The sequence below is a fragment of the Nitrospina watsonii genome (genome assembly GCF_946900835.1).
Classification (GTDB): domain Bacteria; phylum Nitrospinota; class Nitrospinia; order Nitrospinales; family Nitrospinaceae; genus Nitrospina; species Nitrospina watsonii.
Genome location: NZ_OX336137.1, coordinates 77,748 through 103,462, shown reverse-complemented (window position 1 = coordinate 103,462; position 25,715 = coordinate 77,748). Strand labels below are relative to the sequence as shown.

General features: G+C 57.2%; 25 protein-coding genes. 22 read left to right on the top strand and 3 right to left on the bottom strand.

Annotated elements, in window-relative coordinates; all coding sequences use genetic code 11:
• Positions 1–7: 7 nt before the first annotated feature.
• Positions 8–601, bottom strand: coding sequence for a transcriptional repressor LexA (gene lexA / locus QML71_RS00515; protein ID WP_282009937.1), 594 nt, complete (start codon positions 599–601; stop codon positions 8–10).
• 429 nt (positions 602–1,030) lie between these two features.
• Here lexA and QML71_RS00510 point away from each other — a divergent pair, with 429 nt between their 5' ends.
• From QML71_RS00510 to QML71_RS00500, 3 genes are read left to right on the top strand one after another with little or no spacing between them, the layout of a single operon-like run.
• Complete coding sequence (locus tag QML71_RS00510) at positions 1,031–1,468, top strand: arsenate reductase ArsC (protein WP_282009936.1); 438 nt, start codon at positions 1,031–1,033, stop codon at positions 1,466–1,468.
• Positions 1,459–1,761, top strand: coding sequence for a hypothetical protein (locus QML71_RS00505; RefSeq protein WP_282009935.1), 303 nt, complete (start codon positions 1,459–1,461; stop codon positions 1,759–1,761). The genes QML71_RS00510 and QML71_RS00505 overlap by 10 nt, the downstream gene beginning before the upstream one ends.
• Before the next feature lie 15 nt (positions 1,762–1,776).
• Positions 1,777–2,874: a metallophosphoesterase gene (locus tag QML71_RS00500; protein ID WP_282009934.1), complete on the top strand. Its 1,098-nt coding sequence runs from the start codon at positions 1,777–1,779 to the stop codon at positions 2,872–2,874.
• 1 nt (position 2,875) lies between these two features.
• On the opposite strand, the gene mdh is transcribed toward QML71_RS00500, so the two are convergent.
• A complete protein-coding gene (gene mdh, locus QML71_RS00495) occupies positions 2,876–3,820 on the bottom strand; it encodes a malate dehydrogenase (protein WP_282009933.1) in 945 nt (314 codons plus the stop codon).
• 602 nt (positions 3,821–4,422) lie between these two features.
• Between mdh and glnD the strand changes: the two genes are divergently transcribed.
• The 13 genes from glnD (at position 4,423) to QML71_RS00430 (ending at position 18,236) form a co-directional block, all read left to right on the top strand.
• Positions 4,423–7,131, top strand: a complete 2,709-nt coding sequence (gene glnD / locus QML71_RS00490; protein WP_282009932.1) for a [protein-PII] uridylyltransferase — start codon at positions 4,423–4,425, stop codon at positions 7,129–7,131.
• A 21-nt stretch (positions 7,132–7,152) separates the two neighbouring features.
• Positions 7,153–8,007 (top strand): GNAT family N-acetyltransferase, encoded by an 855-nt coding sequence (locus QML71_RS00485; RefSeq protein WP_282009931.1) that lies wholly within the window; start codon positions 7,153–7,155, stop codon positions 8,005–8,007.
• 361 nt (positions 8,008–8,368) lie between these two features.
• Positions 8,369–9,205: a 30S ribosomal protein S2 gene (rpsB, locus tag QML71_RS00480; protein ID WP_282009930.1), complete on the top strand. Its 837-nt coding sequence runs from the start codon at positions 8,369–8,371 to the stop codon at positions 9,203–9,205.
• A 208-nt stretch (positions 9,206–9,413) separates the two neighbouring features.
• Positions 9,414–10,007, top strand: coding sequence for a translation elongation factor Ts (locus QML71_RS00475; RefSeq protein WP_282009929.1), 594 nt, complete (start codon positions 9,414–9,416; stop codon positions 10,005–10,007).
• Positions 10,004–10,741, top strand: coding sequence for a UMP kinase (gene pyrH / locus QML71_RS00470; RefSeq protein ID WP_282009928.1), 738 nt, complete (start codon positions 10,004–10,006; stop codon positions 10,739–10,741). Before QML71_RS00475 ends, pyrH begins: the two co-directional genes overlap by 4 nt.
• 2 nt (positions 10,742–10,743) lie before the next feature.
• Positions 10,744–11,298 carry a ribosome recycling factor gene (frr, locus tag QML71_RS00465; RefSeq protein ID WP_282009927.1) on the top strand — a complete coding sequence of 185 codons (555 nt, stop codon included), beginning with the start codon at positions 10,744–10,746 and terminating at the stop codon, positions 11,296–11,298.
• 76 nt (positions 11,299–11,374) lie between these two features.
• Positions 11,375–12,130, top strand: a complete 756-nt coding sequence (uppS, locus tag QML71_RS00460; protein ID WP_282009926.1) for an undecaprenyl pyrophosphate synthase — start codon at positions 11,375–11,377, stop codon at positions 12,128–12,130.
• Positions 12,131–12,582: 452 nt separating this feature from the next.
• Entirely contained in the window at positions 12,583–13,383 is an 801-nt protein-coding gene (locus QML71_RS00455; protein WP_282009925.1) for a phosphatidate cytidylyltransferase, read from the top strand.
• Between the two features lie 75 nt (positions 13,384–13,458).
• Entirely contained in the window at positions 13,459–14,613 is a 1,155-nt protein-coding gene (locus tag QML71_RS00450; protein ID WP_282009924.1) for a 1-deoxy-D-xylulose-5-phosphate reductoisomerase, read from the top strand.
• Positions 14,614–14,700: 87 nt separating this feature from the next.
• Positions 14,701–15,177, top strand: coding sequence for a 2-C-methyl-D-erythritol 2,4-cyclodiphosphate synthase (gene ispF, locus QML71_RS00445; protein ID WP_282009923.1), 477 nt, complete (start codon positions 14,701–14,703; stop codon positions 15,175–15,177).
• A 226-nt stretch (positions 15,178–15,403) separates the two neighbouring features.
• Positions 15,404–15,769 carry a DUF6567 family protein gene (locus QML71_RS00440; RefSeq protein ID WP_282009922.1) on the top strand — a complete coding sequence of 122 codons (366 nt, stop codon included), beginning with the start codon at positions 15,404–15,406 and terminating at the stop codon, positions 15,767–15,769.
• Positions 15,770–15,910: 141 nt separating this feature from the next.
• Entirely contained in the window at positions 15,911–17,434 is a 1,524-nt protein-coding gene (locus tag QML71_RS00435; protein WP_282009921.1) for a caspase family protein, read from the top strand.
• Between the two features lie 340 nt (positions 17,435–17,774).
• Positions 17,775–18,236 carry a DUF488 domain-containing protein gene (locus tag QML71_RS00430; RefSeq protein WP_282009920.1) on the top strand — a complete coding sequence of 154 codons (462 nt, stop codon included), beginning with the start codon at positions 17,775–17,777 and terminating at the stop codon, positions 18,234–18,236.
• Positions 18,237–18,259: 23 nt separating this feature from the next.
• Here QML71_RS00430 and QML71_RS00425 read toward each other — a convergent pair whose 3' ends face one another.
• Complete coding sequence (locus QML71_RS00425; protein ID WP_442940455.1) at positions 18,260–19,360, bottom strand: Fic family protein; 1,101 nt, start codon at positions 19,358–19,360, stop codon at positions 18,260–18,262.
• 262 nt (positions 19,361–19,622) lie between these two features.
• Here QML71_RS00425 and QML71_RS00420 point away from each other — a divergent pair, with 262 nt between their 5' ends.
• The 6 genes from QML71_RS00420 to QML71_RS00395 all read left to right on the top strand — a co-directional run bounded on the left by QML71_RS00420 (position 19,623) and on the right by QML71_RS00395 (position 25,636).
• A complete protein-coding gene (locus QML71_RS00420) occupies positions 19,623–20,036 on the top strand; it encodes a hypothetical protein (RefSeq protein ID WP_282009918.1) in 414 nt (137 codons plus the stop codon).
• 2 nt (positions 20,037–20,038) lie between these two features.
• Complete coding sequence (locus QML71_RS00415) at positions 20,039–20,782, top strand: hypothetical protein (RefSeq protein ID WP_282009917.1); 744 nt, start codon at positions 20,039–20,041, stop codon at positions 20,780–20,782.
• Between the two features lie 337 nt (positions 20,783–21,119).
• Entirely contained in the window at positions 21,120–22,364 is a 1,245-nt protein-coding gene (locus QML71_RS00410) for a beta-ketoacyl-[acyl-carrier-protein] synthase family protein (protein WP_282009916.1), read from the top strand.
• Positions 22,365–22,418: 54 nt separating this feature from the next.
• Positions 22,419–22,682 carry an acyl carrier protein gene (locus QML71_RS00405; RefSeq protein WP_282009915.1) on the top strand — a complete coding sequence of 88 codons (264 nt, stop codon included), beginning with the start codon at positions 22,419–22,421 and terminating at the stop codon, positions 22,680–22,682.
• A gap of 99 nt (positions 22,683–22,781) precedes the next feature.
• Entirely contained in the window at positions 22,782–24,194 is a 1,413-nt protein-coding gene (locus QML71_RS00400; RefSeq protein ID WP_282009914.1) for a phytoene desaturase family protein, read from the top strand.
• Positions 24,194–25,636 carry a phytoene desaturase family protein gene (locus QML71_RS00395; RefSeq protein ID WP_282009913.1) on the top strand — a complete coding sequence of 481 codons (1,443 nt, stop codon included), beginning with the start codon at positions 24,194–24,196 and terminating at the stop codon, positions 25,634–25,636. The genes QML71_RS00400 and QML71_RS00395 overlap by 1 nt, the downstream gene beginning before the upstream one ends.
• The last annotated feature ends 79 nt before the right edge of the window (positions 25,637–25,715 follow it).

Sequence of the window (25,715 nt, the reverse complement as noted above, 5' to 3'; positions counted from 1 at the left end):
GGCGCGGCTAGAATTTGCGGAGGACGCCGACGACCACGCCCTGGATCTGGAAGTCGCCGTCTTTAACGATGATCGGCGGCATGGCGGCATTGGCCGGTTGCAGGCGCACGTGCCCTTTCTCTCTATAGAAGCGTTTCAGCGTCGCCGAGTCGTTGTCGAGCAGAGCCACCACCGTCTCGCCGTTGTCCGCCTGGTCGCGGCGCTCGACGATGACGTAGTCGCCGTCCTGAATGTGATCATCGATCATCGACTGGCCCTGGACGCGCAGCACGAACAGGTCCTTGCCTCCAGGGTTCGGCAACAGCGACATCATCTCCCTGGCCTCGAACACCTCCAGCGGACGGCCGGCGGCGATGGTGCCCAGCAACGGGTACTCCAGCGCGCTCTGGAGGTCCTCGACCAGCTCAATGGCGCGGCTCTGGTTCTGCTGGCGGCGAATGAGGCCTTTCGCTTCCAGGTGACTGAGGTGCTTGTGCACCGTCGCCGGTGACGACAACTGGAACTGTTTGGCAATCTCCATGATGCTGGGCGCGTAACCGCGCTGGCGGATATGGCTCTCGATGAACTGGTGGATTTCCTTCTGCCGCCGGGTGAGATACATAATAACTTCGCTCGGATTGCGTCCATGAATAAATGTAGATTCCTCGCTGACACCTGAAATGACCATTCAGGTTGTGGTGTCAGTATGAGGAAACGAAACCAGCAAAGCATTGCTGTTTTCTTCCCCTCCTTGGAAAGGAGGGGACTGAGGGGAGGTATTGATGGCCGCAACCCGTGTAAACACGGGTTGCACTCCAAAACCCCACCCCGCCCTCCCCTTGGTATAGGGGAGGGAGAGGGAGCAGACGTGACCTGTGAGCGTCATTCCAAATGGGTTCACGTGCCTCCCATCACATAAGGAGTGTCCGCCTGATTCCGTGTGTCCTTATGTTAGGCGAAACTATAGCGAAAATCAAGATCATTGCTTAACGCCGTACTTTCAAAGATTAAGGCTTCCCCGGCGAAGCGGCTGTGCTACACTTGGGCCGCTATGGGGCAAAAATGCAAAATCCTGTTTTTATGCACCGGGAATTCCTGCCGGAGTCAGATGGCGGAAGGCTGGGCGCGCCATTTGAAAGGCGAGGCCATTGAGGCCCATTCCGCCGGAACCGACCCCCAAAGCCTGAATCCGCTGGCGGTTGAAGTCATGCGGGAGGTGGGGGTGGATATCTCCGGCCACGCCTCCAAGCACGTCGATGCCGTGATGTCGGTGCCCTTCGATTATGTGGTCACCGTGTGCGGTCATGCCGACGCCACCTGCCCCAGGTTTCCCGGTGAGGCCAAGGTGGTGCATCATGGATTTGACGATCCGCCGAAGCTCGCCGCCGACGCCCAGACCGAGGAGGACGCGATGGCGCATTACCGCCGGGTGCGCGACGAGATCCAAGCCTACGTTCAAACTCTGCCAGAGAGTCTGCATTGCCCATAATCCCGCATAAAGTGTTTTACTGGACCTGCCCGCTGCCGCTGATCCTGTTCGGCACGTTCTGGTGGTACGTCAACCAGTTCGAAGGCTGGGGCCAGTGGGCGGCGGCGCCGATGCTCATCATGCCGATCGCGTTCAGCTTCCTGGTATCGAGCTGGGGGGTGGTGCTGATCGTGCAGGAACGCCTGCGCCAGCAACCGGTCACCAACCTGGTGCTCGGCACCTTGGTGGGCGGCTCGGTGGTGCTGCTGGCCATGGCGCGCTGGTTGCAAATGGAAATGACGCAAAGCTTTTAGATCGAGGAGACACGTATGCTCCGCCGATTCCTGCCGCATCGAAATCCCTTCCCCCTGCTGCTCATCACGCTGGCGTTGTGCCTGGCGTTCGCGCCCCCGGCGTGGGCGCACGGCAAGGCCCATTTGAAGGTGGTGGTGGTCGGCGACACCGGCATCGGCGAACGCGCCCACACGCCGGGCTTCGACGCGGTGCAGCAATCCATGCGCCAACAGGGCGCGGACATCCTGCTGCATCTCGGTGACTTCGTGTACCAGGACCAGATGTTTCCCGCCCACTGCCCCGACCGTTACCTCCACACCCTCCGGCAAACGCTGGTGACGCCCTACCCGGTGCGCCTGTTCGTCGCCGGGGACAACGACCTGCCGCCGGTCAAATGGAAACCGAAGGCCTCCGGCTGCTGGGACCGCATTGCCAAACTGGCGACGCCGTTCGACACCTTCCCGGGTTCCCCCGCGCCCCGCGTGCGCGAAGGCGTCATGCAGTTCGACCTGGTTTTGTTTGTGGTGCTGGATGCGCTCGACTGGAAGGACCCGACGCCGTGGCTGAAGCCATTGATCGAAGAGGCGCGGGCGAAGCAGAAGTGGGTGATCGTGGCGCTGCACGAACCGGCGCTGACCACGGCGTGGTACCTCGACAAACGCCAGACGGTGCTGAAGCAGATCAACGCACTGGCGCCGGATCTCGTCTTCGCCGGCAACCAGCATTCCTACGAACGGTTTTATCCGCTGGGGGTGCCGGATGCAAACGGCGGCGTGCCGTTCATTGAAACATCGGATTATGCACGGGGCCAGGGGGTGACGCACATCGTGACAGGAGGGGGAGGCGCGACGTTCAAGCCGTTCGCCGATCAGGAAGGCAATGCCGAACACACGGCCCCGCCCGCCATCCGCAAGGCGCTGGCAACGCGGGCATTGATGTTTCATTACCTGACGCTGGAAATGGACCACGACCGCCTGCAACTCACAACCTTTCGCGTGTGTGCGCCGGCCTCGGCAGACCACAACCCGCGCTGGCGGTCGAAGATGAAGGCTTGGGAGCGCATCCGTCTGGAATGCGACGGACAGGCGGTGGGGGTGACGCCTTACGATACGGTGACGATCCGCAACCCGTAGGTCAGACGCTTTTGCCGAGGAACGCGTCCACTTCCTCGATGGTCGTCTTGACGTCTTTCGCCGAGGTGTCGAGCGCTTCTTTTTCTTCCGGTGTGAGGTCGAGCTCGATGATCTTGTTGATCCCGTTGAAGCCCAATTCCACCGGCACGCCGAAGAAGATGCCCTTCCAGTTGTACTCTCCGTTCAAGTAGGCCGTGCACGGCAGAATGCGTTTTTTGTCCTGCACGATGGCTTCCACCATCTTGGCCACGGAGGCGCCGGGCGCGAGGAAGGCACTGCCGTTTTTGAGCAGGCCGACGATCTCCGCACCGCCCTTGCGGGTGCGTTCGACCAGCCGTTCGATCTGGTCCCGATCCATGAGATTGGTGATGGAGATGCCGGAGACCGTGGTGTAGCGCGGCATCGGCACCATGGAGTCGCCGTGACCGCCCAGCACCATGGCATCCACGTCCACCATTGAGCAGTTGAGTTCCAAAGCCACGAAGGTGCGGAACCGGGCGCTGTCCAGCACCCCCGCCATGCCCATGACGCGTTCGCGCGGCAGGCCGGAAACCTCTTTCGCCAGGTACACCATGGCGTCCAGCGGATTGGACACAACAATGAGGATGGGATTTTTGGAATGCTTCATCACCTCTTCGGTGACGTTTTTGACAATATTCGCGTTGGTCTTCAGCAGGTCGGCGCGATCCTGACCCGGTTTGCGCGGCACGCCCGCGGTGATGACCACGATATCGGAGTCGGCGGTGTCCTTGTAATCGTTGGTGCCGGTGATGAGGCTGTCGAACACCTGCAGGCAACCCGACTGTTGCAGGTCGAGCGCCTTGCCCTGCGGCACGCCTTCCACGATGTCGATGAGAACGACATCAGCAAGATTTCTGAATGCGATCAACTGAGCGACCGTGGTGCCCACCTGCCCGGCACCCACAACGGTGATTTTTTTACGCATCGTCCGATATCCTTATTCTACGGATCCACGGGAACAATAAGGCGGAAACCCGGCTGCGGCTCCCACGGCTTTTCCAATTCTGAAATGACCCTGCACTCACGTGTTCTGTTCTCACCGCAATGGCCGCTTCCGTCAGGGTTCCTCCCGGTCATGGACAGGGTTGGGGTCGCTTGACCCGGATTCATGGGGAAGGCACGGCCTGATTTTGCTTAAACGATACTACGGGCAAAAGAGCGGTGTGAACTGGCAAGAAACTACCTGAAAGCCTGACACGTTTGAATGAATGCGGTAAACTAAATTATAAGCCCCCCTTTGTCAAGCAAATTTGGGGAGGTCCGCGAACCGGCAGCAAACGGAATCAATCACTTCCAGAAAGGGTTTGCGGACCGGGAACGCCCCGGCAGCCGCCCCCGGCGACCCGGTTTCCGGCAACCGGGGAACGCGGAGGTGTGCGGGCACGCCCGCCCCTCCTCTGAAGCGCGGTCGGTTTTCCCTTTTCCCTATGATTCAGATGGTTTATAAAACCAGTCTTTGAACCGAATGACGCAATTCAGAATGATCGCAGCCCAGGCCAACGTGCCTCACCGCAAACCCAGTCACCCATGAACGAACCCACTGTCAAGTTTCAGTTTGGCGCTGATTTCTCGGCGCTGGAGACGATACCGGAAGACCCCCGGGAGCGCTCGCAGTATTTCCAGCGGTTCAAATCGTTTCTGAACGTCAGCCGCAACAAGATCAAGGCCTGGCACCGGCAGGGGGCGGGCGGACGCGAGGTGATCCAGGCGCATGCCGGCCTCATCGATGAAACCATCAAACACGTGGTCCTCGCCATCGCCGGGCTGGAGGCATTTCGCAAGGCCGATCTCAGCCATCGCTTTGCGCTGATCGCGGTCGGCGGCTACGGCCGCGGCGAACTCAACCCCTGTTCCGACATCGACCTCCTGTTCCTGCTGAACAAGAAGCTGGACCGGCAGCTCGACAGTTTCATTCAGGAGATCATTTCCGTACTGTGGGGCATCGGCCTGGAGATCGGCCACAGTTGCCGGACGCTCAAGGAATGCCAGACCCTCGCCCGCGAGGATTCCACCGTCCGCACCTCCATGATCGAGACCCGCTTCCTGGTCGGCGCCAAAGAGTTGTACGAACGGTTGTGGGATTCCGTTTACAAAAACGTCCCGCAAAAGCACGCACAGCAGTACCTGGACACCACCCTGCGCCAGTTCTTTGCGCGTCCGGCCAGCGGCGAAGGCGTGACCAGCCATCCGGAGCCGGACATCAAAAACGGTCCCGGCGGCCTGCGCGATTATCATGTCGCCATGTGGGCGGTGGCCATGTGCTTCGACGGCACATCGCTGGCCGAAATCGACCGCGATGACATCCTCGATGCGGGCGAGTTGCAAACATTGAAAAAGTCCGTCAACTTCCTGCTCCGCGTGCGCAACGAGTTGCACTACCTGACCGGAAAAAAGGCCGACGTGCTGACGCGCTCCATCCAGATGGATCTCGCTCACCATCTGGGATACGAGGGCAACGGAGCCGTGGCGGTGGAACGGTTCATGCGGGAGTACTTCCTCCACGCCACCCACATTCATACCATCTCGGAGGCGGTGTTCCACCGTTGCCTGGAGTCGCGCCCCTTGCTTCAGAAAGTCATCACCTCGCTGCAACACAAAAAGCTGGCGTCCGGTTTTTTGGTGTACAAATCGCAACTGCGCGTGCCGGACCACGCCGACGACCTGTTCGAGACCGATCGCGCGCTCATCCTGACCGCCTTCAACCTGTGCCGCGACCATGACCTGGAGCTCGACGCCCAGCTCAAACGCCTCATCCGCCTGAACAAACACCGGCTGGATGCGGAGTTCATCCGCGGCATGCAGGTGAAGACGTTCCTGTACGATCTGCTCAAGGCGCCCAAATCCTTTTTGCTGCTCAGGCAGATGCACGAGGCCGGGGTGCTGGGCCAGTTGCTGCCGGAATTCGAGCAGTCGCTGTTTGAAGTGCATTACGATTTTTACCACCGCTACACCAGCGACGAGCACGCCCTGCGCATGGTGCGGTTTCTGGAAGAACTGGATACCAGCAAGGACGTCAATCTGAACAAGCTCAAACAGGTTTATGTCAGCATCCCGGACCGGGTCGTTCTGAAACTGGCCTGCCTGCTGCAAACCTTCGGCAACCGGCCGGGGGACCTGGGCAACGACCACGCCGAAAGCCCGCTGGCGGATGTGGCCCGGCGCCTGCAACTGACGCCGAAACAGCAGGGCACGCTGCATTTCCTGGTCAAACACAAAAACATGATGAACGAACTGGCCTTCCACCACGATATCCACCACCCGCCCACCATCCGCAACCTGGGGCACCTGACCGGACAAACGGACCGCCTCGACCTCTTGTTCCTGTTGAGCTATGCCGACCTCAAGGCGGTGGCGCCGGAAACCTGGACGGAATGGAAAAACATTTTACTGACCGAGTTGTACCACCGCACCCGCAACTTCCTGGTGCGGCCGGAATCCATCGATGAAAAACCCAAGGCCACGCGCAACGCCGTCTATTCCCTGCTGGCCGACGAGTTCGACCGCGCGACGATCAGCGAACACATGGACGCCATGCCGGAAGATTATTTCCTGACCGAATCCTCGGAAGACATCGCCGACCACATCCGTCTCATCCAGAGCATGGGCGGACGGCCTTTCAGCCTGAAGGCGACGTATCACGAAAAAGGCGGGTTCTACAATCTGGTGGTGGCCGGGCCGAGCGACATCCACCTGTTCAAAAACCTCGTCGGCACCCTCACCGCCCGTGCCATGAACATCCTGGGCGCACAAATCTTCGCCCGCAACGGCGGCCTGACCGTGCTCATCATTCAGGTGAATGCGCAGGAAGTGCAAAAACTTTACAGGGATATGGCCACCGTCTGGCAAGAGATCGAAGACAATGTGTGCCGCATCCTCGACAAGCAAACCACGTTGGGCGACCTGCTGCGCACGCGCACGCGTTTCCACGAAAAAAAGAACTCCGGCGTGGGCATCGAACCCAAAATCCAGATCGACAACTGGCCCGAAGACCGCTTCACCCGCGTGCGCATCGAAGCCCGCGACCACCCCGGCATGCTGTACAAGATCGTGTTCACGCTGGCGCAATTCGGCATCGAGTTGCACCGGGCGAAAATCGCCGTCCGCGGCGGGCGCGGCATCGACATGTTTTCGGTGTCGCTGCGCGGCGGCAAAATCCTGTTCCAGCCGCTGATCCAGCGCATCAAGGACAAGATCATCCAGGATCTCCTGGTGGAAAAATTGGAAGAGCTGTCCTGAATCGCATAGAATGGAAACCTGATGGAAGCGTTTTCCAAAGAAGATCTGCCCGCGCTCAAACACCTGTCTGAAGAAGCGGGCTGGGATCAAACGACCAGCGACTGGGAAGCCATTCTGGAAACCGGATACGTGTGTGGTCCGCGCGACCGATCCGGCACCCCCACCGCCTGCGGCGCCCTGTTCGATTACGGCCCCGCGCTCTGCGCCCTCGGCATGCTGTTGGTCACAAGCTCCCAACAGAAAAAAGGGGTGGGCAAAAAGATCATGGAACACCTGCTCGACCGGCGCGAACCGAAAGGCAAACCGGTGATGCTGGTGGCGGGAAGCCGGGTGAAGGAGTTTTACGAGAAGCTCGGCTTCCGCGAAGTCGAACGCATCCACAAATTGCAGGCGCCGCCCAAAACCGCACCCCCCGTCTCCACCTTTTCCCTGCAACAAAGCATCCAGCCCATCCAGGAACAGGACCTGGTGCCGATCCTTTCGGTGGACCAGCAGGTGCTGGGCGCCAACCGCTCGGACATGCTGCGCACCCGCTGCCGCCAGTCGGCGCAGACCCTGCGCATCACCAATCCGCATGGGACGCTGCTGGGGTATGGCATGGGGTTCGCGGAAGCGGAAGACGCGCAACTGTTCATCGGTCCGCTGATCGCCTTCAACCGCTTTTCGGCGCTCGATTTGATTTCGGCCATGATGAACGCGCACAACGGCGGCCCGGTGCGTATCGACGTCTCCAGCAGACGGGAAGACCTCGTGCAGACCCTGATGGACGCGGGCTTCCAGGAACTCGACACCCAGCCGGTGATGGTGAAAGACGCCCCCTCCCTGCCCGGCAAACGCGACCACCTGTTCGCCCTCGCCTCCCAGGCGTGGGGATAACCCGCCACCTTCACCGCGGGCGGCCTGCCGGGAAGTCCGGCTCACCGCCTTGTATAACGGCCATTTAGACGCTCTTTCCCCTTGTCTTGCATGGGGGGCTGTGATACCCTAATCGGAAGCCCTCTATTAGGCCGAAAAATCGAAACAAACTGTTTGTTTCTAAGTATTTATCTCGCACGTCTCTGGACTGGACCAGGGGTGACCCGGCAAGTCCTGCCTCAAGAAGACGGCGGCGAAGCCCCGTGGTTTCGCGGCCGCAGCCGTTTTTCGGACGCTTCTTGCAGCAGCCCTGCCAACCGGTTCCTGGCCCGGGTAGAAGGAGACGGAGGCTCAACCATTCGCAATCAGGAGTTTGAAATTCATGGCAACCATCGCAGTCAAAGAACTATTGGAAGCGGGCGTTCACTTCGGGCATCAGACCACCCGGTGGAATCCCAAAATGAGAGACTATATTTTTTGTGCCCGAAACGGCATTCATATCATTGACCTGCAGAAAACGATCCACAAATTCCGCGAAGCGGAAAAGTTTGTGCAGACGTTGACGCAGCAGGGCAAAAAAATTCTGTTCGTCGCCACCAAGACACAGGCGAAAGACCTGATCGCCGACGAAGCGACGCGGTCCAACATGTTCTACATCAACCAGCGCTGGCTGGGTGGCACGCTGACCAATTTCCAGACCATCCGCAAAAGCATCGACCGGCTCATCGGCCTGGAGCGCATGGAGGAGGAAGGCAAGTTCGAACTCCTGCGCAAGAAGGAAGCACAGCAGCGGCGCAAGGAAATCGAAAAACTCAACAAGTTCCTGCAGGGCATCAAAACCATGAAGGACCTGCCCGATGCGGTGTTCATCGTGGACACACGCAAGGAACGCATCGCGCTCGCCGAAGCCAACAAGCTGGGCATTCCCGTGGTGGCCATCGTCGATACCAATTGCGATCCGGACGGCATCGATTACCTGATCCCGGGCAACGACGACGCCATCCGTTCGATCAGCCTGTTCACCAAGCGGTTGGCCGACGTGTCCATCGAAGGCCACGAAACGTTCAAGGCGAAGCATCAGGACAAAAAAGAAGACGCGGAACAAGCCGCCGGGAAAAAAGGGGAATCGGCCGGAGACGCCGGCAAGCCGGATGCCGCCGGAGCTGCAAAGAACAAGGCGGACACCAAGCCGAAGTCGGAGAAATCCGTTCCCGCCTGAACCAAACCGGATCTCGGGGGCCGACCCGGCCCCCTGAGGTCAACCCGATACGAAATCACACACGACCCGGTTCGGCGCGCATTCCGCCCCGAATCGCCTTCAGGGCTACGGAGGGGGATGCAACAGACGTCCTTTTCCGAACCCGCGTCGTGCACACATCTGAAACCCGGACTCAATCGATCCAGATAAAAAAGGGAGAAGCATCACAATGGAAGTCACAGCAGACATGGTCAAAAACCTGCGCGAAAAATCCGGCGCCGGCATTTTGGAATGCCGCAATGCGCTCAAGGAAACCGGCGGCGACATTGACGACGCCATCACCCATCTCCGCAAAAAAGGCATGGCCAAAGCGGACAAGAAGGGCGACCGCACCACCGGCGACGGCGCCATCGGTTCCTACATCCACCCCGGCGCCAAAATCGGCGTGCTGGTCGAGCTGAACTGCGAGACCGACTTCGTCGCCAAAAACGACGAATACCAGGCCTTGCTCCGCGACATCGCCATGCACATTGCCGCCGCCAAGCCGCGCTTCACCTCGCGCGACGAAGTGACGCAGGATGTGCTGGACAAGGAACGCGAGATTTTCGCGCACCAGGCACGGGAATCCGGCAAGCCGGAAAACGTGATCGAAAAAATCGTGGACGGCAAGATGAGCAAGTTTTACGAAGAAAGCTGCCTGCTCGATCAGCCGTTCGTCAAGGACACGTCGATCACGGTGCAGGAGTTGATCAAGCAGAAAATCGCCACGCTCGGCGAGAACATCACCGTCGGTGGGTTTTCACGAATGGAAATCTCTAAATGAGCGACGGCACGGAGCCAGGAAGAACCCAGTACAAAAGAATTCTTTTGAAGCTGGGGGGGGAGAGCCTGGCTGAAGTCGGCGGGTTCGGCATCGATCAGAAAGCCCTGCAGGGCATTGCCCTGGAAATCGCGGAAGCGAAAAACCTGGGCGTGCAGATCGCCATCGTCATCGGCGGCGGCAACATTTTACGCGGCGCCACCGCCAGCAACCTGGGCATGGAACGCGTCACCGCCGACTACATGGGCATGCTGGCCACGGTGATCAACGCCATGGCGTTGCAAAGCGCACTGGAGCAGGCAGGCGTGCCGACGCGGGTGTTGACGGCACTGGACATCCGCCAGGTGGCGGAACCGTATGTGCGCCGCCGCGCCATCCGGCATCTCGAAAAAGACCGCATCGTCATCTTCGCCGCGGGCACCGGCAACCCCTACTTCACCACGGACACCGCCGCCAGCCTGCGCGCCATCGAGATCGAGGCCGAAGTCATCTTCAAAGCCACCAAGGTGGACGGCGTCTATTCCGCCGATCCCATGCTCGATCCCGATGCGGTCAAGTTTCCGGAATTGACCTATCTCGAAGTTTTGAAAAAAGGGCTGAAGGTGATGGATTCCACCTCCGTCAGCCTGTGTATGGACAACAAACTGCCCATGGTCATTTTCAATGTCAGCAATCAGGATGCGATCAAGCGCGCCATCATGGGTGAACCCATTGGAACCCGGGTCGGAGTAAGCTGAACATGGATGAATTACTGAAAGACTCAGAACGCAAAATGAAGGCGTCGATCGACCACCTGCATCAGGAGTTCGGCAAGGTGCGCACGGGGCGCGCTTCGGTGGCGCTGGTGGAAGACCTCAAGGTGGAGTTTTACGGCAACCCGACGCCGCTCAACCAGACCGCCACCCTGTCCACCCCGGACAGCCGCACCATCTCCATCGCGCCGTGGGACCCGTCCCTGCTGCCGGTGATCGAAAAAGCCATCGCCGCATCGGACCTCGGCCTCAATCCGTCGAACGACGGCAAGGTGATCCGGCTCAATATTCCGCCGCTCACCACGGAACGCCGCCAGCAGATGACCAAGGTGGTGCGCAAGTACGCCGAGGAGGGCAAGGTCGCCATCCGCAACATCCGCCGCGACTTCAACGACAAAATCAAGGCCATGGAAAAGGACGGCGACATTTCCAAAGATGACGAAAAACGGGGGCACGATCTGATCCAGAAAATGACCGACAAGTATGTCGAGGAAGTGGACAAGATCACCGCCGGCAAGGAAAAAGATGTGATGGAAGAATGACCCTTCCCGTATAATGGTCCGCACAGGGTGCCGCCGGGTCGGCCCCGATGACCGGTTTCTTTCGGAGGTTTCGTCCTTGTACAAATCCCCGCTCATGGATCAGATCGATTTCAGCCGCCTGCCGCGCCACATCGCCATCATCATGGACGGCAACGGACGCTGGGCGAAGAAGAACTTCATGCCGCGCGTCGAAGGCCACCGGCAGGGCGTGAAGTCGGTCGATCACATCGTGACGCTGTGCACGGAGATGCACATCCCGGCGCTCACGCTCTATTCCTTTTCCGACGAAAACTGGAACCGGCCGCGCACCGAGATCAACGCGCTCATGAAAATCCTCGACCAGTACCTGCGCCGGGAATTGGAGCGCATGCAACGCGAGAACATCCGCTTCAACACCATCGGCCGCGTGTACGAACTGCCGGAAGACATCCAGAACCTCATTCAACACGCAAAGGACACCACGGCGGCCAACGACGGGCTGGTGCTGACCCTCGCCCTCAGTTACGGCGGACGGCAGGAAATGCTCGATGCGGTGCGCAAGATCGTCAAACAGGTGCAGGAAGGTCAACTGCGCTATGAGGACATCGATTTCCCCACACTCGAAAACAGCCTGGCCACACACGGCCTGCCGGAACTCGACCTCCTGATCCGCACCAGCGGCGAGTTGCGCATCAGCAACTTCCTCCTCTACCAGATCGCCTACACCGAATTGCACTACACCGGCGTACTGTGGCCCGACTTCCGCGAAGACGACCTCTTGAAAGCCATCATCGATTTCCAGAAACGCGAACGCCGCTTCGGCATGATCGGCGACCAGATTGTCCAAACCTAACCAGGCAAGGCCTGGAGCAACGTTCCCAATTCGTGAGTCGGAGTTTATTCAAAACCTGCGAGCGAACGATGGTCGGCTGGCCAGTGGCCAGTGGCCAGTGGCCCGTGGCAACGTGTCCAACCCGGCCAGGCCGGGAGCGAATGGGGCCAACGCTTGAGTCCGTGAACATCACAACATTTATTAGCGAACGATGGTCGGCTGGCCAGTAGCAACGTTCCCCATGCGTGAGTCGGAGTTTAACCAAGACCCGTCAGCAAACGATGGTTATATTTTCAGGCAAAGCACAAAAAAAATAACCCCTCCCCTTTACAAGGGGAGGGCTGGGAGGGGTTATCAATGATTCTTCCTATTTCCAGGGCATAGCCCCGGTTCCCTCGTGCAAGAGAAGCTTGGAGATAATTGATGGCCACAAAGAATTCCACCTCATTTTTACTGATGAAAGCCACCCATCCATGAAACGCATTCTGAGCGCCCTCGTCCTGATCCCCGTCGTGCTGGGCATCGTGCAGTACGGATCGCAGGAGCTGTTTTCCATCCTTGTATTGGGCGCGGTGGTGGCGGGCTGGTTCGAGTACTCACGCATGCTGGACGCCATGGGAACACCCGGCTTCCACAAACTGGGGCTGGCCCTGTGCGTTCTGCTCACCCTCTGCTTCTACATCAACGGATTGTATCTGGTCTGGCTGGCGGCGGCGCCGCTGGTTTTGCTTCTCCACGCGCTCACCCAGGGTCCCATCCTGAAACACAATCTGGACCAAACGGGCTACACCTTTCTGGGCGTGGGCTATGTCGCGGCGTTGATGAGTTTTTTCATCCTCATCCGCGGGCTGGAGCCGGGGCATTTCATGATCTACTTCCTGTTTCTGGTGATCTGGGGAAGCGACACCGCCGCCTATTACGTCGGCCGAAGCATTGGAAAAACCCGCCTTGCGCCGGAAATCAGTCCCGGCAAAACCGTGGAGGGGAGCCTGGGCGGGCTGCTGGGCGGGGTGCTCGGTGCGCTCATCGCGAAGTACGGATTCTGGCACGAGTTGGCTTTAAACCATTGTTTGATTATGGCGTTATTTTGCGGTATCATCGGGCAATTCGGAGATCTCGTGGAATCCATGTTCAAACGCGCCGCGGGCGTGAAGGATTCGGGCACGCTGATCCCCGGACACGGAGGGGTCTTGGACCGGCTGGACAGTCTCATGTTTGCGGGTCCCGCTTTCTATTGCTACGAAATTCTCATACGCAGTCCTCTTCCTGTTTGATTGTCTTCTGATTCAATCCGGGTGGCACGCAATTCGATCTGCCGTTCGACTCCAAGCTGTCATAGGGGTTCTTCAATGAAAAAAATTTCGATACTGGGATCGACGGGTTCCATCGGCGTCAACACTCTGGATGTCATCGAACGCAACCCGGACCGGTTTCAGGTCGTGGCGCTCGCAGCCTGCAGCAATGTGGACGTGATCGCCCAACAGGCACGCAAATTTCGTCCGCAGGTGGTGTCCTTGTTCGACACGACAAAAGTCGATGCCCTGCGGGAGCAACTGAAGGGCCTCGGCATCGAAGTGCTCGCCGGGCAGGAAGGTTCCATACAAGTCGCGACGTTGCCGCAAGCGGACATGGTGGTCTCCGGCATGGTGGGCTGTGCCGGGCTGGTGCCCACGTTCCGCGCGCTGAAAGCGGGCAAGGCGCTGGCGCTGGCCAATAAGGAAACGCTGGTGGTGGCGGGCAAACTGATGATGGAAGTGGCGGCAAAAAACGGTTGCCCCATCATTCCCGTGGACAGCGAACACAGCGCTATCTTCCAGGCGCTGAACGGAGAACAATCCGAACGCATCAAGCGCATCATCCTCACGGCATCGGGCGGACCGTTCCGCACCTTCACGTCCGAGCAACTCGAACACGTCACGCGCGCGCAGGCGCTCAAGCATCCGAACTGGGACATGGGCGCGAAGATCACCATCGACTCGGCAACGATGATGAACAAGGGGCTCGAATACATCGAAGCCAAATGGTTGTTCGGCCTGGAGACGCCGGTCGATATCCTCGTGCACGCGCAGAGCATCATTCATTCGCTCATCGAATTCGTCGATACCTCGGTGATGGCGCAACTCGGCATGCCGGACATGCGCGTTCCCATCTCGTACGCCCTGTCCTACCCGGATCGCATCGAGTGCGACCTGCCGTCGCTGAACCTGGCACAGATGGGCACGCTGACGTTCGAGGAGCCGGATTTCGAACGCTTCCCCTGTTTGCAACTGGCGCACGATGCGCTGGACATGGGTCAGACCCTGCCTGCGGTGCTGAACGCCGCCAACGAAATCGCCGTGCAGGCGTTCCTCGACGAACTCATCCCGTTCAAGGACATCCCCGAAATCATCCGCATGACGCTGAACCATCACACTCCGTCTGCCGTGGAAGAAATCGAGGATGTGCTGGAAGCCGACCGCTGGGCGCGGGAAGAAACCCGCAAGCTGGTCACCGTAGCCCACTGAACTTCGTGAACACTGCGCTCCCCACTCCGATCCACATCAGCTTGAAACCGATCTCGTCCAACCCATTCGCGCCACGCGGAGGCCACAGTGTTTCGCATCGGTAACGGTTACGACGTGCACCGCCTGGTGGAAGGCCGCAAGCTGATCCTGGGCGGTGTGGAAATCCCGCACACGCTGGGTCTCGACGGCCATTCCGATGCCGACGCTTTGTTGCACGCGCTGTGCGATGCGCTCCTGGGCGCGGCCGGACTGGGCGACCTCGGTCATCACTTCCCCGACACCGACGACCAGTACAAAGGCATCTCCAGCCTCCTCCTCCTGGAAAAAGTGAACGACTCGCTGCGCGCCAAAGGGTTTCATGTCGTCAACACCGACGCCACCCTCGTCGCGCAGAAACCGAAACTCGCCTCCCACATTCCGGCAATGCGGCAAAACATCGCCAATACGCTGGGCATCGCCATCGATCAGGTCAACGTCAAAGCCACCACCACGGAAAAACTTGGCTTTACCGGCCGCGAGGAAGGCCTCGCCGCCTACGCCGTAGCACTAATCCAAAAGGTCTAACATCGTCCCCCCACTTTGTGCCCATGGAAGCGGGTTCCCAATCAGAAAAAATTTCCTCCATCCAACTCAAGAATTTTAGATTTGCTTAAAAATACCGGTAGCCAAAAAAGGCCTAACAATATAAAATCAGTTCAATCCAATTTTTTATGTAAGAATCATGCTTTGCCGAATTTTTTGAGACCTCGATTTGGATCGAGGGGTTATTATTAAAAGAGGAGGAGATGAGATGCCCAAAATCAAGGGGAAGTTTTTGATTGTCGCAGTGATGATGGTTTTCATGGCTTCATGCACAACGTACCATCCGCATTCCGGTTCCACCGGGTCCGGAGCAAATATTACGTTGGCTAAGGGGGAATACACGGTGCTGGGCGTCGGCACCGGGACGTCGTGTGCCGATTTTATCATAGGCATTCCGACTTCCGGCGAAAACACATTCCAGCAAGCGGTCAATAAAGCGGTCGCCTCGAAGCAGGGTGACCTGCTGGTTCAGTCTTCGGCGGATGTGAAGCTCAATTATTTTCCGACCACCTTTTTCTCCCTCTGGAACCAGAGTTGCGTTACGGTGCAGGGAATGGTCATCAAGCTGAACTAACTTTTTCGAGAAGACTGGAAACGGTCCCCCGCTTTTTCCAGTCTTCTCGCTTTTTCTCTTACTCTTATAATGAAAACTCTTGTTCTCCCATTCAAACAGGTTTTTCTGATTCACCTCGCGCTGGTCCTGATATCCGGCTGTATGCTTCAGCCCAAGACCACCAAGTTGAATGAGGCCTTTGACCTGCCTCCCGCCCAAGTGGCCGAAATTCTTGAGCAAACGCTCAATAAAAAAGACTATGCGTTTAGCAAGGAAACCATTTCGCCGGATCACATCGTGTACTCGATCGAGGTTGGCGCTGCGATCGGGGTGGGGGAACAATGGTTGGGTTACGGGAGCAATACCCAGGTGGTGGTGACCATCACCAAAGGCTCCAACAATAAAACCAACATTGTTGCCGCGGCGGGGAAAAACCTGTCCGGGCAGGATCCCTATGTGGCCACCCGGAATGTGCTGGACGCCCTGAAGCTGGATATCCGGCAGACCCAGCCGGCCCCCTCGAAAATGGTCTCCACCCAGATTCCGGCAACGGGGAATTCAGATGAGCGCGGCCCTAAAATCACCATCCTCAGCCCGACGTTTGATTTCAAGACGAACAAAAGCAAAATCCTGCTGACGGGTAATGTCATCTCTTCCTCCAAGGTGAAGGACATTCAGATTCTGGTCAATGGCAAGCCTCTGACCGAAACCCGGGGCATTGCCGTGGTCAAGGCGGAAAAGGGCGGCACCTTCACCCACAATATCGATTTACAGGATGGAGAGAACATCATCATCGTCAATGTGACCGAGAAAAACGGTAAAGTGGGCCAGCGCGTCATCAAAGGCATTCGAACGGCCCGAGGAACCTTCCAGCCGAAGGAGCTGGCGGGTGCATTTAAAGGTCAGCGCTGGGCGGTCATTGTCGGCGTATCCCGTTACGAAAATTCGCGCAAGGGTATCCCCAATCTGCGTTACGCCGATGCCGACGCGCGCATGTTCTATGAATTCCTGAAATCCCCTCAGGGGGGTGGCTTTGCGGACGATCACATCATCTTCCTCGAAAACGAAAACGCGACCCTACCAAAACTGAAAAGTGCGTTGTTCGATTTTCTCGGCAAGGCCATTCGCGAAGACCTCGTGGTGGTGTACTTCGCCGGGCACGGCGCGCCGGACCCGCTGAATACGAGCAACCTGTTCCTCCTGACGCACGACACCGATCCCGATCAGATGCGCTCAACCGCGTTCCCCATGTGGGATCTGCAAACGGCGCTGGCGCGCTTCATCCCTTCGGAACGCGTGGTGGTGCTGGTCGATGCCTGTCACAGCGCCGGCGTGGGCGATGTCGCCACCCGCAACATCGGTGACGAGAACGTCATCAACCGCTACCTGCTGGAGTTGAGCAAGGCGGGCAAGGGACGCGCCATCTTCACCGCGTCGGAGTCCGGCGAGCTGTCGCATGAGTCGCCGGAATGGGGTGGCGGCCACGGCGTCTTCACCTGGTTCATGCTGGAGGGACTCAAGGGGTCTGCGGATTCTGACAGTGACGGCGTGGTGTCGCTGGGCGAAATGATCGACTACACGTCCGAGCAGGTGCGCCGCGCCACCAAGAGCAGCCAGCACCCGGACACCTCCGGCTACTTCGACCGCAACCTGCCCATGGCCGTCCTCAATACCCCGGGCAGTTAAGCGCACCAGGCGTGCGGCGACCGGGTTGCACCCGGAGGCAACGGGCATCAGCCCGATGGGCCAACGAGGGTCGGTGCGCGCGTTCCAAATGCAAACCGTTTCCCCCTCCTTACCAAGGGGAGGTTTTGGAGCGAACTTCCTCTCCCCTGAGCCAGTGACCCCATAAGAAAATTATCATTACCTCCCCCTCACCTCAATCCTCTCCCGCCGGGGGAGAGGACGTATAAAAGGTTCCTGCTCCCCTCACGGGAGAAGGGGAGCCCCAGGCTTCTCCTTAACTTCTTACATCTGTGTTAATCTGTGTTCATCTGTGGTTGAGTTGTTTCAGTTGGAGCCGCACGTGCCCTCTAAAAATTCCAAACCCATCCGGCTATACACCATCGGTTTCACCAAAAAGAGCGCGGAGGTTTTTTTTGCGCGGCTGAAGAAGGCGGGCGTGAAGAAGATCATCGACGTGCGCCTCAACAACGAGTCGCAGATCGCCGGCTTCGCCAAAAAACAGGACCTGCCGTTCTTCTTGAAGAAGATCGGTGGCATCGACTACGAACACCGCCCTGATCTCGCGCCGACGCAGGCGCTCATCGACGAGTACCGGAAGGAAAAGAAGGGCGTCGAGAATTTCAAAAAGAAATATTTGAAGCTGGTGAAACAGCGCAAGGTGGAGAAGGCGCTCGATCCCAAAGACCTCGACGGCGCGTGCTTTCTGTGCTCCGAGGACAAAGCCCCCGACTGCCACCGCCACTTCCTCACCCAGTACCTGTCTCAATCCTGCCCCACCCCCATCGAAGTCGAGGATTTGTAGGCTGTAAAAGACGAGGGGAGTTTTTAAATTTTAATTTCGTACCGGGTGTTGCGTCCCGCGCCAATCGGTATGAAAATTCCTTTTTCAACGAGGCCCTGCAAATCGCGTGTCGCCGTGGCCTTGGACGTGCGGGTGAGGGCGATGTATTTCCCGGCGCTCATACCTCCCTCGAACCCTTTCGGTCCTTCTTCCAGCATCCGCGTTACCACCTTCCACTGCCGCTCGTTCAACTGCCCTTCATACTGGTCGAAGAGCCGGGTCTTTTTCAGCGTGAAATCGATTTCCTGCTCCGCCTGCACCTGCGCGGCCAGAACCGTGCCGGCGAAATAGGCAATCCATGAAGTGATTGCATTCGATCGTTGTCCTTCCTTTAGCGCCTCGTAGTATTCCTTGCGGTTGGCCTCCATCGTTTTGGACAGGCTCAACAAGACGGGCCTCCCGATGCCCTGCGACAACGCTTTTTCCGAAAGGGCGCGACCGACGCGTCCATTGCCGTCTTCGAACGGATGGATGGTTTCAAAATAAAGGTGCGCGATGGCGGAGCGCACGACGGGATTTTTGAGAGCACTTTTTTGACCGGATGCGGTGGCGTTGAACCACGTAATGAAGGCTTTCATCTCTTTCGGAATCCGGCTGGAAGGCGGCGCTTCGAAATGGATTTTTTCTTTGCCGATGGGGCCCGAGATGACCTGCATGGGTTCCTTATGCGTGCGCCATTTCCCGGCCTGGATTTTTTTACTGCCTTTCATAACCATCGCGTGCCAGGCAAACAGCGTTGCTTGCGCCAAGTCGTCGGCGTAGGTGTTGCGGACATCGATCATGAGTTCGCCGATGCCCTCGGCTCTTTTGTCTTTCGACTGGGGCGACTTTCCCAGCCCCAGATTGTTGCGGATGGACGACAGGACATCCTCGCGGCTCAGGTACTCGCCTTCGATCTCCGAGGTTTTGATCGCTTCCGCGACCATGAGGTCGATCAGGGCCTCGGTGCGGGTGGACTCCGGCAGGCCTTCCAGCAGACCGCTCACCCGCCCCGCCCGCTCCGCGAACGCAAAGAGGGCGTCCTCGATACCATCCAGATCGTACCGGAAATGCGGCCAGTCGGGCTGTTGCCAGTTGTAGGTCATGAGCCGATTATCGCGCATAATCGGATCAAAATAAAACCAATTTATGAGCCGATTAATCCCCCGATTCGACTCAACCGAGAGGCAAGTGGTCCCGACTTGATGTTCGAGGGCGAGAATTTGGAGTATTTATTAGGATATTAGGAAAACTTGGAAACTTATTGAAAACAACCCGCACAGTTTACATTGATAAACTTTTGGCATGGGGATATTATAAAGAGGGCTTCATATGGTTTTTTAGGTTAAACTACAAAATGAGGAAAATTTGGCACAACAGGACAACCAAAGCAGAGTCGATGAATTAAAAGTATTAAAGCAGATCGAAATAATTAAGGCGATCTCAGATATTTTTCACGCCCTAATTAAATTTGGGGCAATTCTTGGTTGCGTTTTTTTTGTAGCGCAAAGTGCAACTGCAAGCATAACGGCCTTGGCAGGCAAAGAATCCATTGCCTATTTACAATTGATGGCCGAGCTAAATATTAATCGAACTTTGGTTGACGTTTTGTTTTTTATATTTGGCGCCGGAGGGGTTACTTATGGAATACGATCGGAAAGATTTCGAAGGAAAGATGTCGAAAGATTGACGACAAGAATTAAAAAATTAGAAGAATTGCTAGATCCTAATAGAACTTCAAGCGGATTAGATCCAACTGGGCAAAATATTCCTGGAGATTAAAAATGAAAGATTTAAATTTAATCTTATTTTGGATTGCCGTCTTATCGTTGTTCCTCCAATGGCATTATTGTTGGCGTCCGTTTATGCTTAATAATTTCCGGGCGCGAATTTTTAAGTTAAGGGATGAGTTTTTTGATTTTGCCTCTCAGGGTGGGATTTCGTTTAATGAGGATGTTTATATTGAAATGAGAAAACGATGCAACTGCATATTGCGCTTTGCTCATCGTTTGAATTTAACAAACCTATTGTTGTTTTTCTTTTTAATAAAGTTTGATGAAAAGTTTTCAAAAGAAAAAGAATATAGAAGCATATTCAATTCACAAATCGAAAATATTGCTAATTCTGAAACTAAAAGATGTGTCAAGGAATTTAGAGAAAAGATAAACTATCAAGTGGGGAAATATTTTGTACTATCTACTCCAATTGTTTTTATTTTATTCCTTGCTTTAGTTGTTTGGAAAGCGGCTCTAGGCCTAGCGCTAAGTTTTATTAGATTTGTAAAGAATAAGGTTGTTTCAAGAGATGATAGAAAATCTAATTTTCTAAAAGAACAACTTGCGCAAAGAGAAAAGTCAGATCATAGAAACAAAAAGTTTTTGGAGTTGTTAAAGCAATCTACTCAAGAATCATTTCATGATGAAATAATATGGGTTAATAAAAATGTAGGACAACAAATGGATTTAGAAGACTTTTTGGAAAAGGAAGAAAAGGAATTTTTTGGAAACGGAACCCATGCGGCAGCCTGACCAACTGGTACAGCTATAGTATGTGTGTGTACCGTGATGGTATGAGTCGGTAAATGGGCTCCCAGTGTTGTTTGGAATTTAAGTAGCTATTTTAGTGGCGTAGTTTTTGTCTTTCTTAGATGAAGCCCCCCAACCCCCCTTACAAGAGCGCACCATTAAGCCCCCACCCCTTTAGGGACAAAGCTTTTAAACTCGTTTTCCCCTTCCCAAAGTCTTTGTTTTGTGGTAGATTGACCAGTTCCGAAAGAGGTTCCATTCAGCCAGCATCAACCCGTTTCGCCCTGCCGGGACTGTCGCCGTTTGACCTTCATCTAACACAACCTTTGTGGGATATTCAGTGCGCCGCGAGGATCGGATTGTCATAACAGGAATCGGCCTGACCGCCCCCAACGGCAACTCCCTCGCGGAGTTCCGCCAGAACCTGCTGGAGGGCCGCTCCGGCGTGCAAAAGTTCCAGACCCGCTTCATGGGCGAGGTGCTGGCGGGGGTGTGCGACTTCGACGAGCTGCGCTACCAGAAGAAAAAGGAAGTCCGCCGCGGCACGCGGGCCGGGTCCATCGCCGTCTATTGCGCCAACGAGGCGATCCTCGACTCCGGCCTCGATTTCGCCACGCTCGACAAGAGCCGCATCGGCGTCTATATCGGCACCACGGAACACGGCAACGTGGAGACGGAAAACGAGGTGCACAACATCAGCCAGTACGGCTACGACACCAAGTACTGGTCGCACCACCACAACCCGCGCACCGTCGCCAACAACCCGGCGGGCGAAGTGACATTGAACCTGGGCATCACCGGCCCGCACTACGCCATCGGCGCCGCCTGCGCCGCGGGCAACCTGGGCATCATCCAGGGCCTGCAGATGCTCAGGCTGGGCGAAGTCGATCTGGCCTTCGCCGGGGGCGTGTCGGAGAGCATCCGCACTTTCGGCATCTTCGCCAGTTTCAAAGCCGAGGGCGCGCTGGCGGAGCACGCCGATCCGACGAAAGCCAGCCGGCCTTTCGACACCGCCCGCAACGGCATCGTCTGTTCCGAGGGCGGCTGCCTGTACACACTGGAACGACTCAGCGACGCCGAACAACGCGGCGCCAAAATTTATGGGGAAATCGTCGGCCACCACAGCAATTCGGACGCCTACGACTACATCCTGCCGGAACCGGGCCGCCAGGCGGAGTGCATGCAGGCCGCCTTGAAAAAGGCGGGGCTGGAGCCGGGGGATATCGATATCCTCAACACCCACGCCACGGCGACGCAGTTGGGCGACATCCAGGAAGCCAAGGCCCTGCGCCTGGCGTTTCCTGCCGGATCTAAGGTAAGGATAAATAATACAAAGAGTTATATTGGGCACACCATGGGCGCAGCGGGGGCTTTGGAGCTCACCGGCAACCTGCCCGCGTTCGACGACGGGATGGTCCACCCCACCATCAATGTGGACGAAGTGGACCCGGAATGCGATCTGTCTCCGCTCAAACTGGTGGCCAACCAGCCGGAGCGGCTCGATCAGGTGGATCTCATTATGAACAATAGCTTTGGCATGTTCGGCATCAACTCGGTATTGATCGTCCGAAAGTTCCAAAAATAGGATTGAAATTTGGGGGCTCATCGCCTACCATCGAATTTTGAGGAGAGAGGTTAGATGACGAGAGAGCAAGTAAGAACCGCCATCCTGAATATCATTGCTGAAATCGCTCCGGACGAGGACCTCAGCACCGTCAAGGACGAGGAGAAGCTGCGCGACCAGTTCGACCTGGATTCCATGGACTTTCTGGACATCGTCATGGAACTGCGCAAGCGCTTCAACCTGGAAGTGCCGGAAGCCGATTACCCCGAACTGGTCACGATGAAAAGCTGTGTCGAATACCTGTTCCCGCGTCTCAAAGACCGGCACCTGGTAACCTGACCCGGCTGTTCCCATCCGATCCACCCCACGCCCATCCCGCACCCCCATCGGGGCCGGGATTTACTTGTTTTTTAAGACCAACTCCATAACAATGACGACATGGTGTACGATGCGCTCATAATCGGCTCCGGGCTTTCCGGACTGGCCGCGGGCATCCGGCTGGCGATGTTCAACAAGAAGGTGTTGATCGTCGAGAAGCACGTGGAGGTGGGCGGCCTCAATTCCTTTTACGTGCGCAAGCAGCGGACCTTCGACGTCGGCCTGCACGCCATGACCAATTACGTGCCGAAGGGCGCACGCAACGCGCCGCTTTCCAAGCTGCTCAAGCAGTTGCGCTTCCGCCACGAAGACTTCCGCCTGTGTCCGCAGCACCAGTCCGAGATCCGCTTTCCCGGCAAAGCCCTGCGTTTCACCAACGAGTTCGCCGTGCTGGAAGAGGAAGTCGCCCGCGCCTTCCCGTCGCAAATCGACGGCTTCCGCCGCCTCGTCGCCACCATCCGCGACTACGACGAACTCAACCTCGACAACAGCCGCTTCATCCCGGCGCGCACCGTGGTGGGCGAATGCCTCTCCGACCCCGTGCTCATCGACATGCTGTTCTGTCCGCTCATGTATTACGGCAGCGCCAGCGAAGGCGACATGGATTTTTATCAGTTCGTCATCATGTTCAAAGCCGTCTTCCTCGAAGGCTTCGCCAAGCCCGAGGGCGGCATGCCCTACATCCTGAATCTCCTGGTGGAGAAATACAAAACGCTGGGCGGCGAGTTGCGCATGGGCGCGGGGGTCCAGGCCATCCACGCACCGGATGGCGCGTTGCAGTCGGTGGAGCTAGAAAACGGCGAGACGGTGCTGGCCGACAAAGTGCTGTCGTCGGCGGGCTACGTCGAGACCCTCAGGCTGTGCGATCCCTGCCCGGTGGAGGAAGCCCAGTGCGAGGAAGGCCGGATGTCGTTCATGGAATGCCTGTTCGTGCTCGATCGCCCGCCGAAAGATCTGGGTTACGACAAGAGCATCGTCTTCTTTTCCACCCAGCCGCGCTTCGACTACCGCGTGCCGGGGGAGGCGGTGGACGTGACCAGCGGCGTGCTCTGCGCCCCCAACAATTTCGAGTACCCGGAGCCTGCCGCCGAGGGCATGCTGCGCCTGACCAACCAGGCCAATTACGCCATCTGGAACGACATGGTCCGCGCCGATTACCGCGCCGCCAAAAAAGCCTGCCGCGAGCGCGCGGTCGAGGAAATCCTTCAATTTTTCCCCGATTTCCGGCATAATGTTGTGTTCACGGACGCGTTTACACCCAAGACCATCTTCAAATACACCGGGCACCTCAACGGTGCCGTTTACGGTGCTCCCCACAAGATCAAGGACGGGCGCACGCCCGTACGAAACGTCTTTATTTGCGGGACAGATCAGGGTTTTTTGGGTATCATTGGGGCGACATTGAGCGGTATATCCATGGCCAATCTGCATGTGTTGCAGGCCGAAAATAAACCGGAATACGGGAGAATTTAATGTCTAAGGATTGGTTGAAAGGGGTGCGGTCGGCCTACGATACAGTCATCATCGGCAGCGGCCTGGCCGGGCTCACCGCCGCCAACATGCTGGCCCGGTTCGGACACCGCGTGCTCATCCTCGAGCACCATTACAATCTCGGCGGCCTGGCCACCTGGTTCAAACGCAAGGGCGGCCACATCATGGACATCTCCCTGCACGGCTTCCCCATCGGCATGATCAAAACCTGCCGCAAATACTGGTCCAAAGAAATCGCCGACTCCATCGTCCGCCTGCGCAACATCCGTTTCGACAACCCCCAGTTCGCTTTCGGCACCACCTTCGACAAGGATGACTTCACCGACCTGATGCGCGAACGCTTCGGCATTCTCAAGGAAACCATCGATGAATTTTTTGAGACCGTGCGGGCCATGAATTTTTACGACGACGTGAAGATGACCACGCGCGAGCTGTTCGAAAAATTTTTCCCCGGCCGGACCGATGTGCACCGCCTGCTGATGGAGCCGATCACCTACGCCAATGGCTCCACTCTGGACGATCCGGCCATCACTTACGGCATCGTGTTTTCCAATTTCATGGACAAGGGCGTCTATACCTTTCAGGGCGGCACGAATGAACTGATCCGCAAGATGAAAAAGGAGCTGCTCAAGAACGGCGTGGACATCCGCACGCATTGCCTCGTCGAAAAAGTACTGGTGGAAGACCAGCAGGTGACCGGCGTGCGCGTGAACGGACGCGAGATTCCCGCCAAGGCGGTGCTGTCCAATTCCAATATCCTGAACACCATCGAAAAGCTGACCGGTGTAGAACATTTCAGCAAAGAATTCATCCAGGAAGTGCGCGACGTGCGTCTCAACGACAGCAGTTGTCAGGTGTACATGGGCATCCGGAAAGGCGAAACCATCGAGGATGTCGGCGACCTGCTGTTCACCTCGCAGCAGGAAGAGTTCAGCTCCGAAGAGCTTCTTGATTTCCACACCACCAGCCGCACCTTTTCGTTTTACTACCCGGAAATCCGTCCCGGACACAACCAGTACTCCATCGTCGCCTCCACCAATGCGCGTTACAAAGACTGGGCGTACCTGAGCGAGACGGAATACCAGAAGAAAAAAGACGAGTTGATCGAACGCACCCTCGACGCATTGGAACGCTACGTGCCCGGCGTGCGCGCCAAGATCGACCACGTGGAAGCGTCCACACCGAAAACGTTCAAGCGCTACACCACGCATCCCGGCGGCGTCTCATTCGGCACCAAGTTCGAAGGACTGAAAGTCAGCCGCGATCTGCCGAACCAGGTGGCGGGACTGTTCCATGCAGGCTCCGTGGGCATCATCATGTCCGGCTGGCTGGGCGCGGCGAACTACGGCGTCATCGTCGCCAACGAAGTGGACAAGTTTGTGTCCGCATTACGCAAGGCAAAACTGGAACCGGTCAACGCGTAAGCGGTCGGTCCGGTTTCGAGCGCGTCCGCCGTCTCCTTGCCGGACAACACGGCACAAGATTGAATCTTCCCCATTCCAA

What these genes read in the sequence shown, in the direction of transcription:
- lexA (WP_282009937.1), bottom strand. Translation starts at nt 601, where the DNA reads ATGTATCTCACCCGGCGGCAGAAGGAAATCCACCAGTTCATCGAGAGC.
- QML71_RS00510 (WP_282009936.1), top strand. Translation starts at nt 1,031, where the DNA reads ATGGGGCAAAAATGCAAAATCCTGTTTTTATGCACCGGGAATTCCTGC.
- QML71_RS00500 (WP_282009934.1), top strand. Translation starts at nt 1,777, where the DNA reads ATGCTCCGCCGATTCCTGCCGCATCGAAATCCCTTCCCCCTGCTGCTC.
- mdh (WP_282009933.1), bottom strand. Translation starts at nt 3,820, where the DNA reads ATGCGTAAAAAAATCACCGTTGTGGGTGCCGGGCAGGTGGGCACCACG.
- glnD (WP_282009932.1), top strand. Translation starts at nt 4,423, where the DNA reads ATGAACGAACCCACTGTCAAGTTTCAGTTTGGCGCTGATTTCTCGGCG.
- QML71_RS00485 (WP_282009931.1), top strand. Translation starts at nt 7,153, where the DNA reads ATGGAAGCGTTTTCCAAAGAAGATCTGCCCGCGCTCAAACACCTGTCT.
- rpsB (WP_282009930.1), top strand. Translation starts at nt 8,369, where the DNA reads ATGGCAACCATCGCAGTCAAAGAACTATTGGAAGCGGGCGTTCACTTC.
- QML71_RS00475 (WP_282009929.1), top strand. Translation starts at nt 9,414, where the DNA reads ATGGAAGTCACAGCAGACATGGTCAAAAACCTGCGCGAAAAATCCGGC.
- pyrH (WP_282009928.1), top strand. Translation starts at nt 10,004, where the DNA reads ATGAGCGACGGCACGGAGCCAGGAAGAACCCAGTACAAAAGAATTCTT.
- frr (WP_282009927.1), top strand. Translation starts at nt 10,744, where the DNA reads ATGGATGAATTACTGAAAGACTCAGAACGCAAAATGAAGGCGTCGATC.
- QML71_RS00455 (WP_282009925.1), top strand. Translation starts at nt 12,583, where the DNA reads ATGAAACGCATTCTGAGCGCCCTCGTCCTGATCCCCGTCGTGCTGGGC.
- QML71_RS00450 (WP_282009924.1), top strand. Translation starts at nt 13,459, where the DNA reads ATGAAAAAAATTTCGATACTGGGATCGACGGGTTCCATCGGCGTCAAC.
- QML71_RS00440 (WP_282009922.1), top strand. Translation starts at nt 15,404, where the DNA reads ATGCCCAAAATCAAGGGGAAGTTTTTGATTGTCGCAGTGATGATGGTT.
- QML71_RS00435 (WP_282009921.1), top strand. Translation starts at nt 15,911, where the DNA reads ATGCTTCAGCCCAAGACCACCAAGTTGAATGAGGCCTTTGACCTGCCT.
- QML71_RS00425 (WP_442940455.1), bottom strand. Translation starts at nt 19,360, where the DNA reads ATGACCTACAACTGGCAACAGCCCGACTGGCCGCATTTCCGGTACGAT.
- QML71_RS00415 (WP_282009917.1), top strand. Translation starts at nt 20,039, where the DNA reads ATGAAAGATTTAAATTTAATCTTATTTTGGATTGCCGTCTTATCGTTG.
- QML71_RS00405 (WP_282009915.1), top strand. Translation starts at nt 22,419, where the DNA reads ATGACGAGAGAGCAAGTAAGAACCGCCATCCTGAATATCATTGCTGAA.
- QML71_RS00400 (WP_282009914.1), top strand. Translation starts at nt 22,782, where the DNA reads ATGGTGTACGATGCGCTCATAATCGGCTCCGGGCTTTCCGGACTGGCC.
- QML71_RS00395 (WP_282009913.1), top strand. Translation starts at nt 24,194, where the DNA reads ATGTCTAAGGATTGGTTGAAAGGGGTGCGGTCGGCCTACGATACAGTC.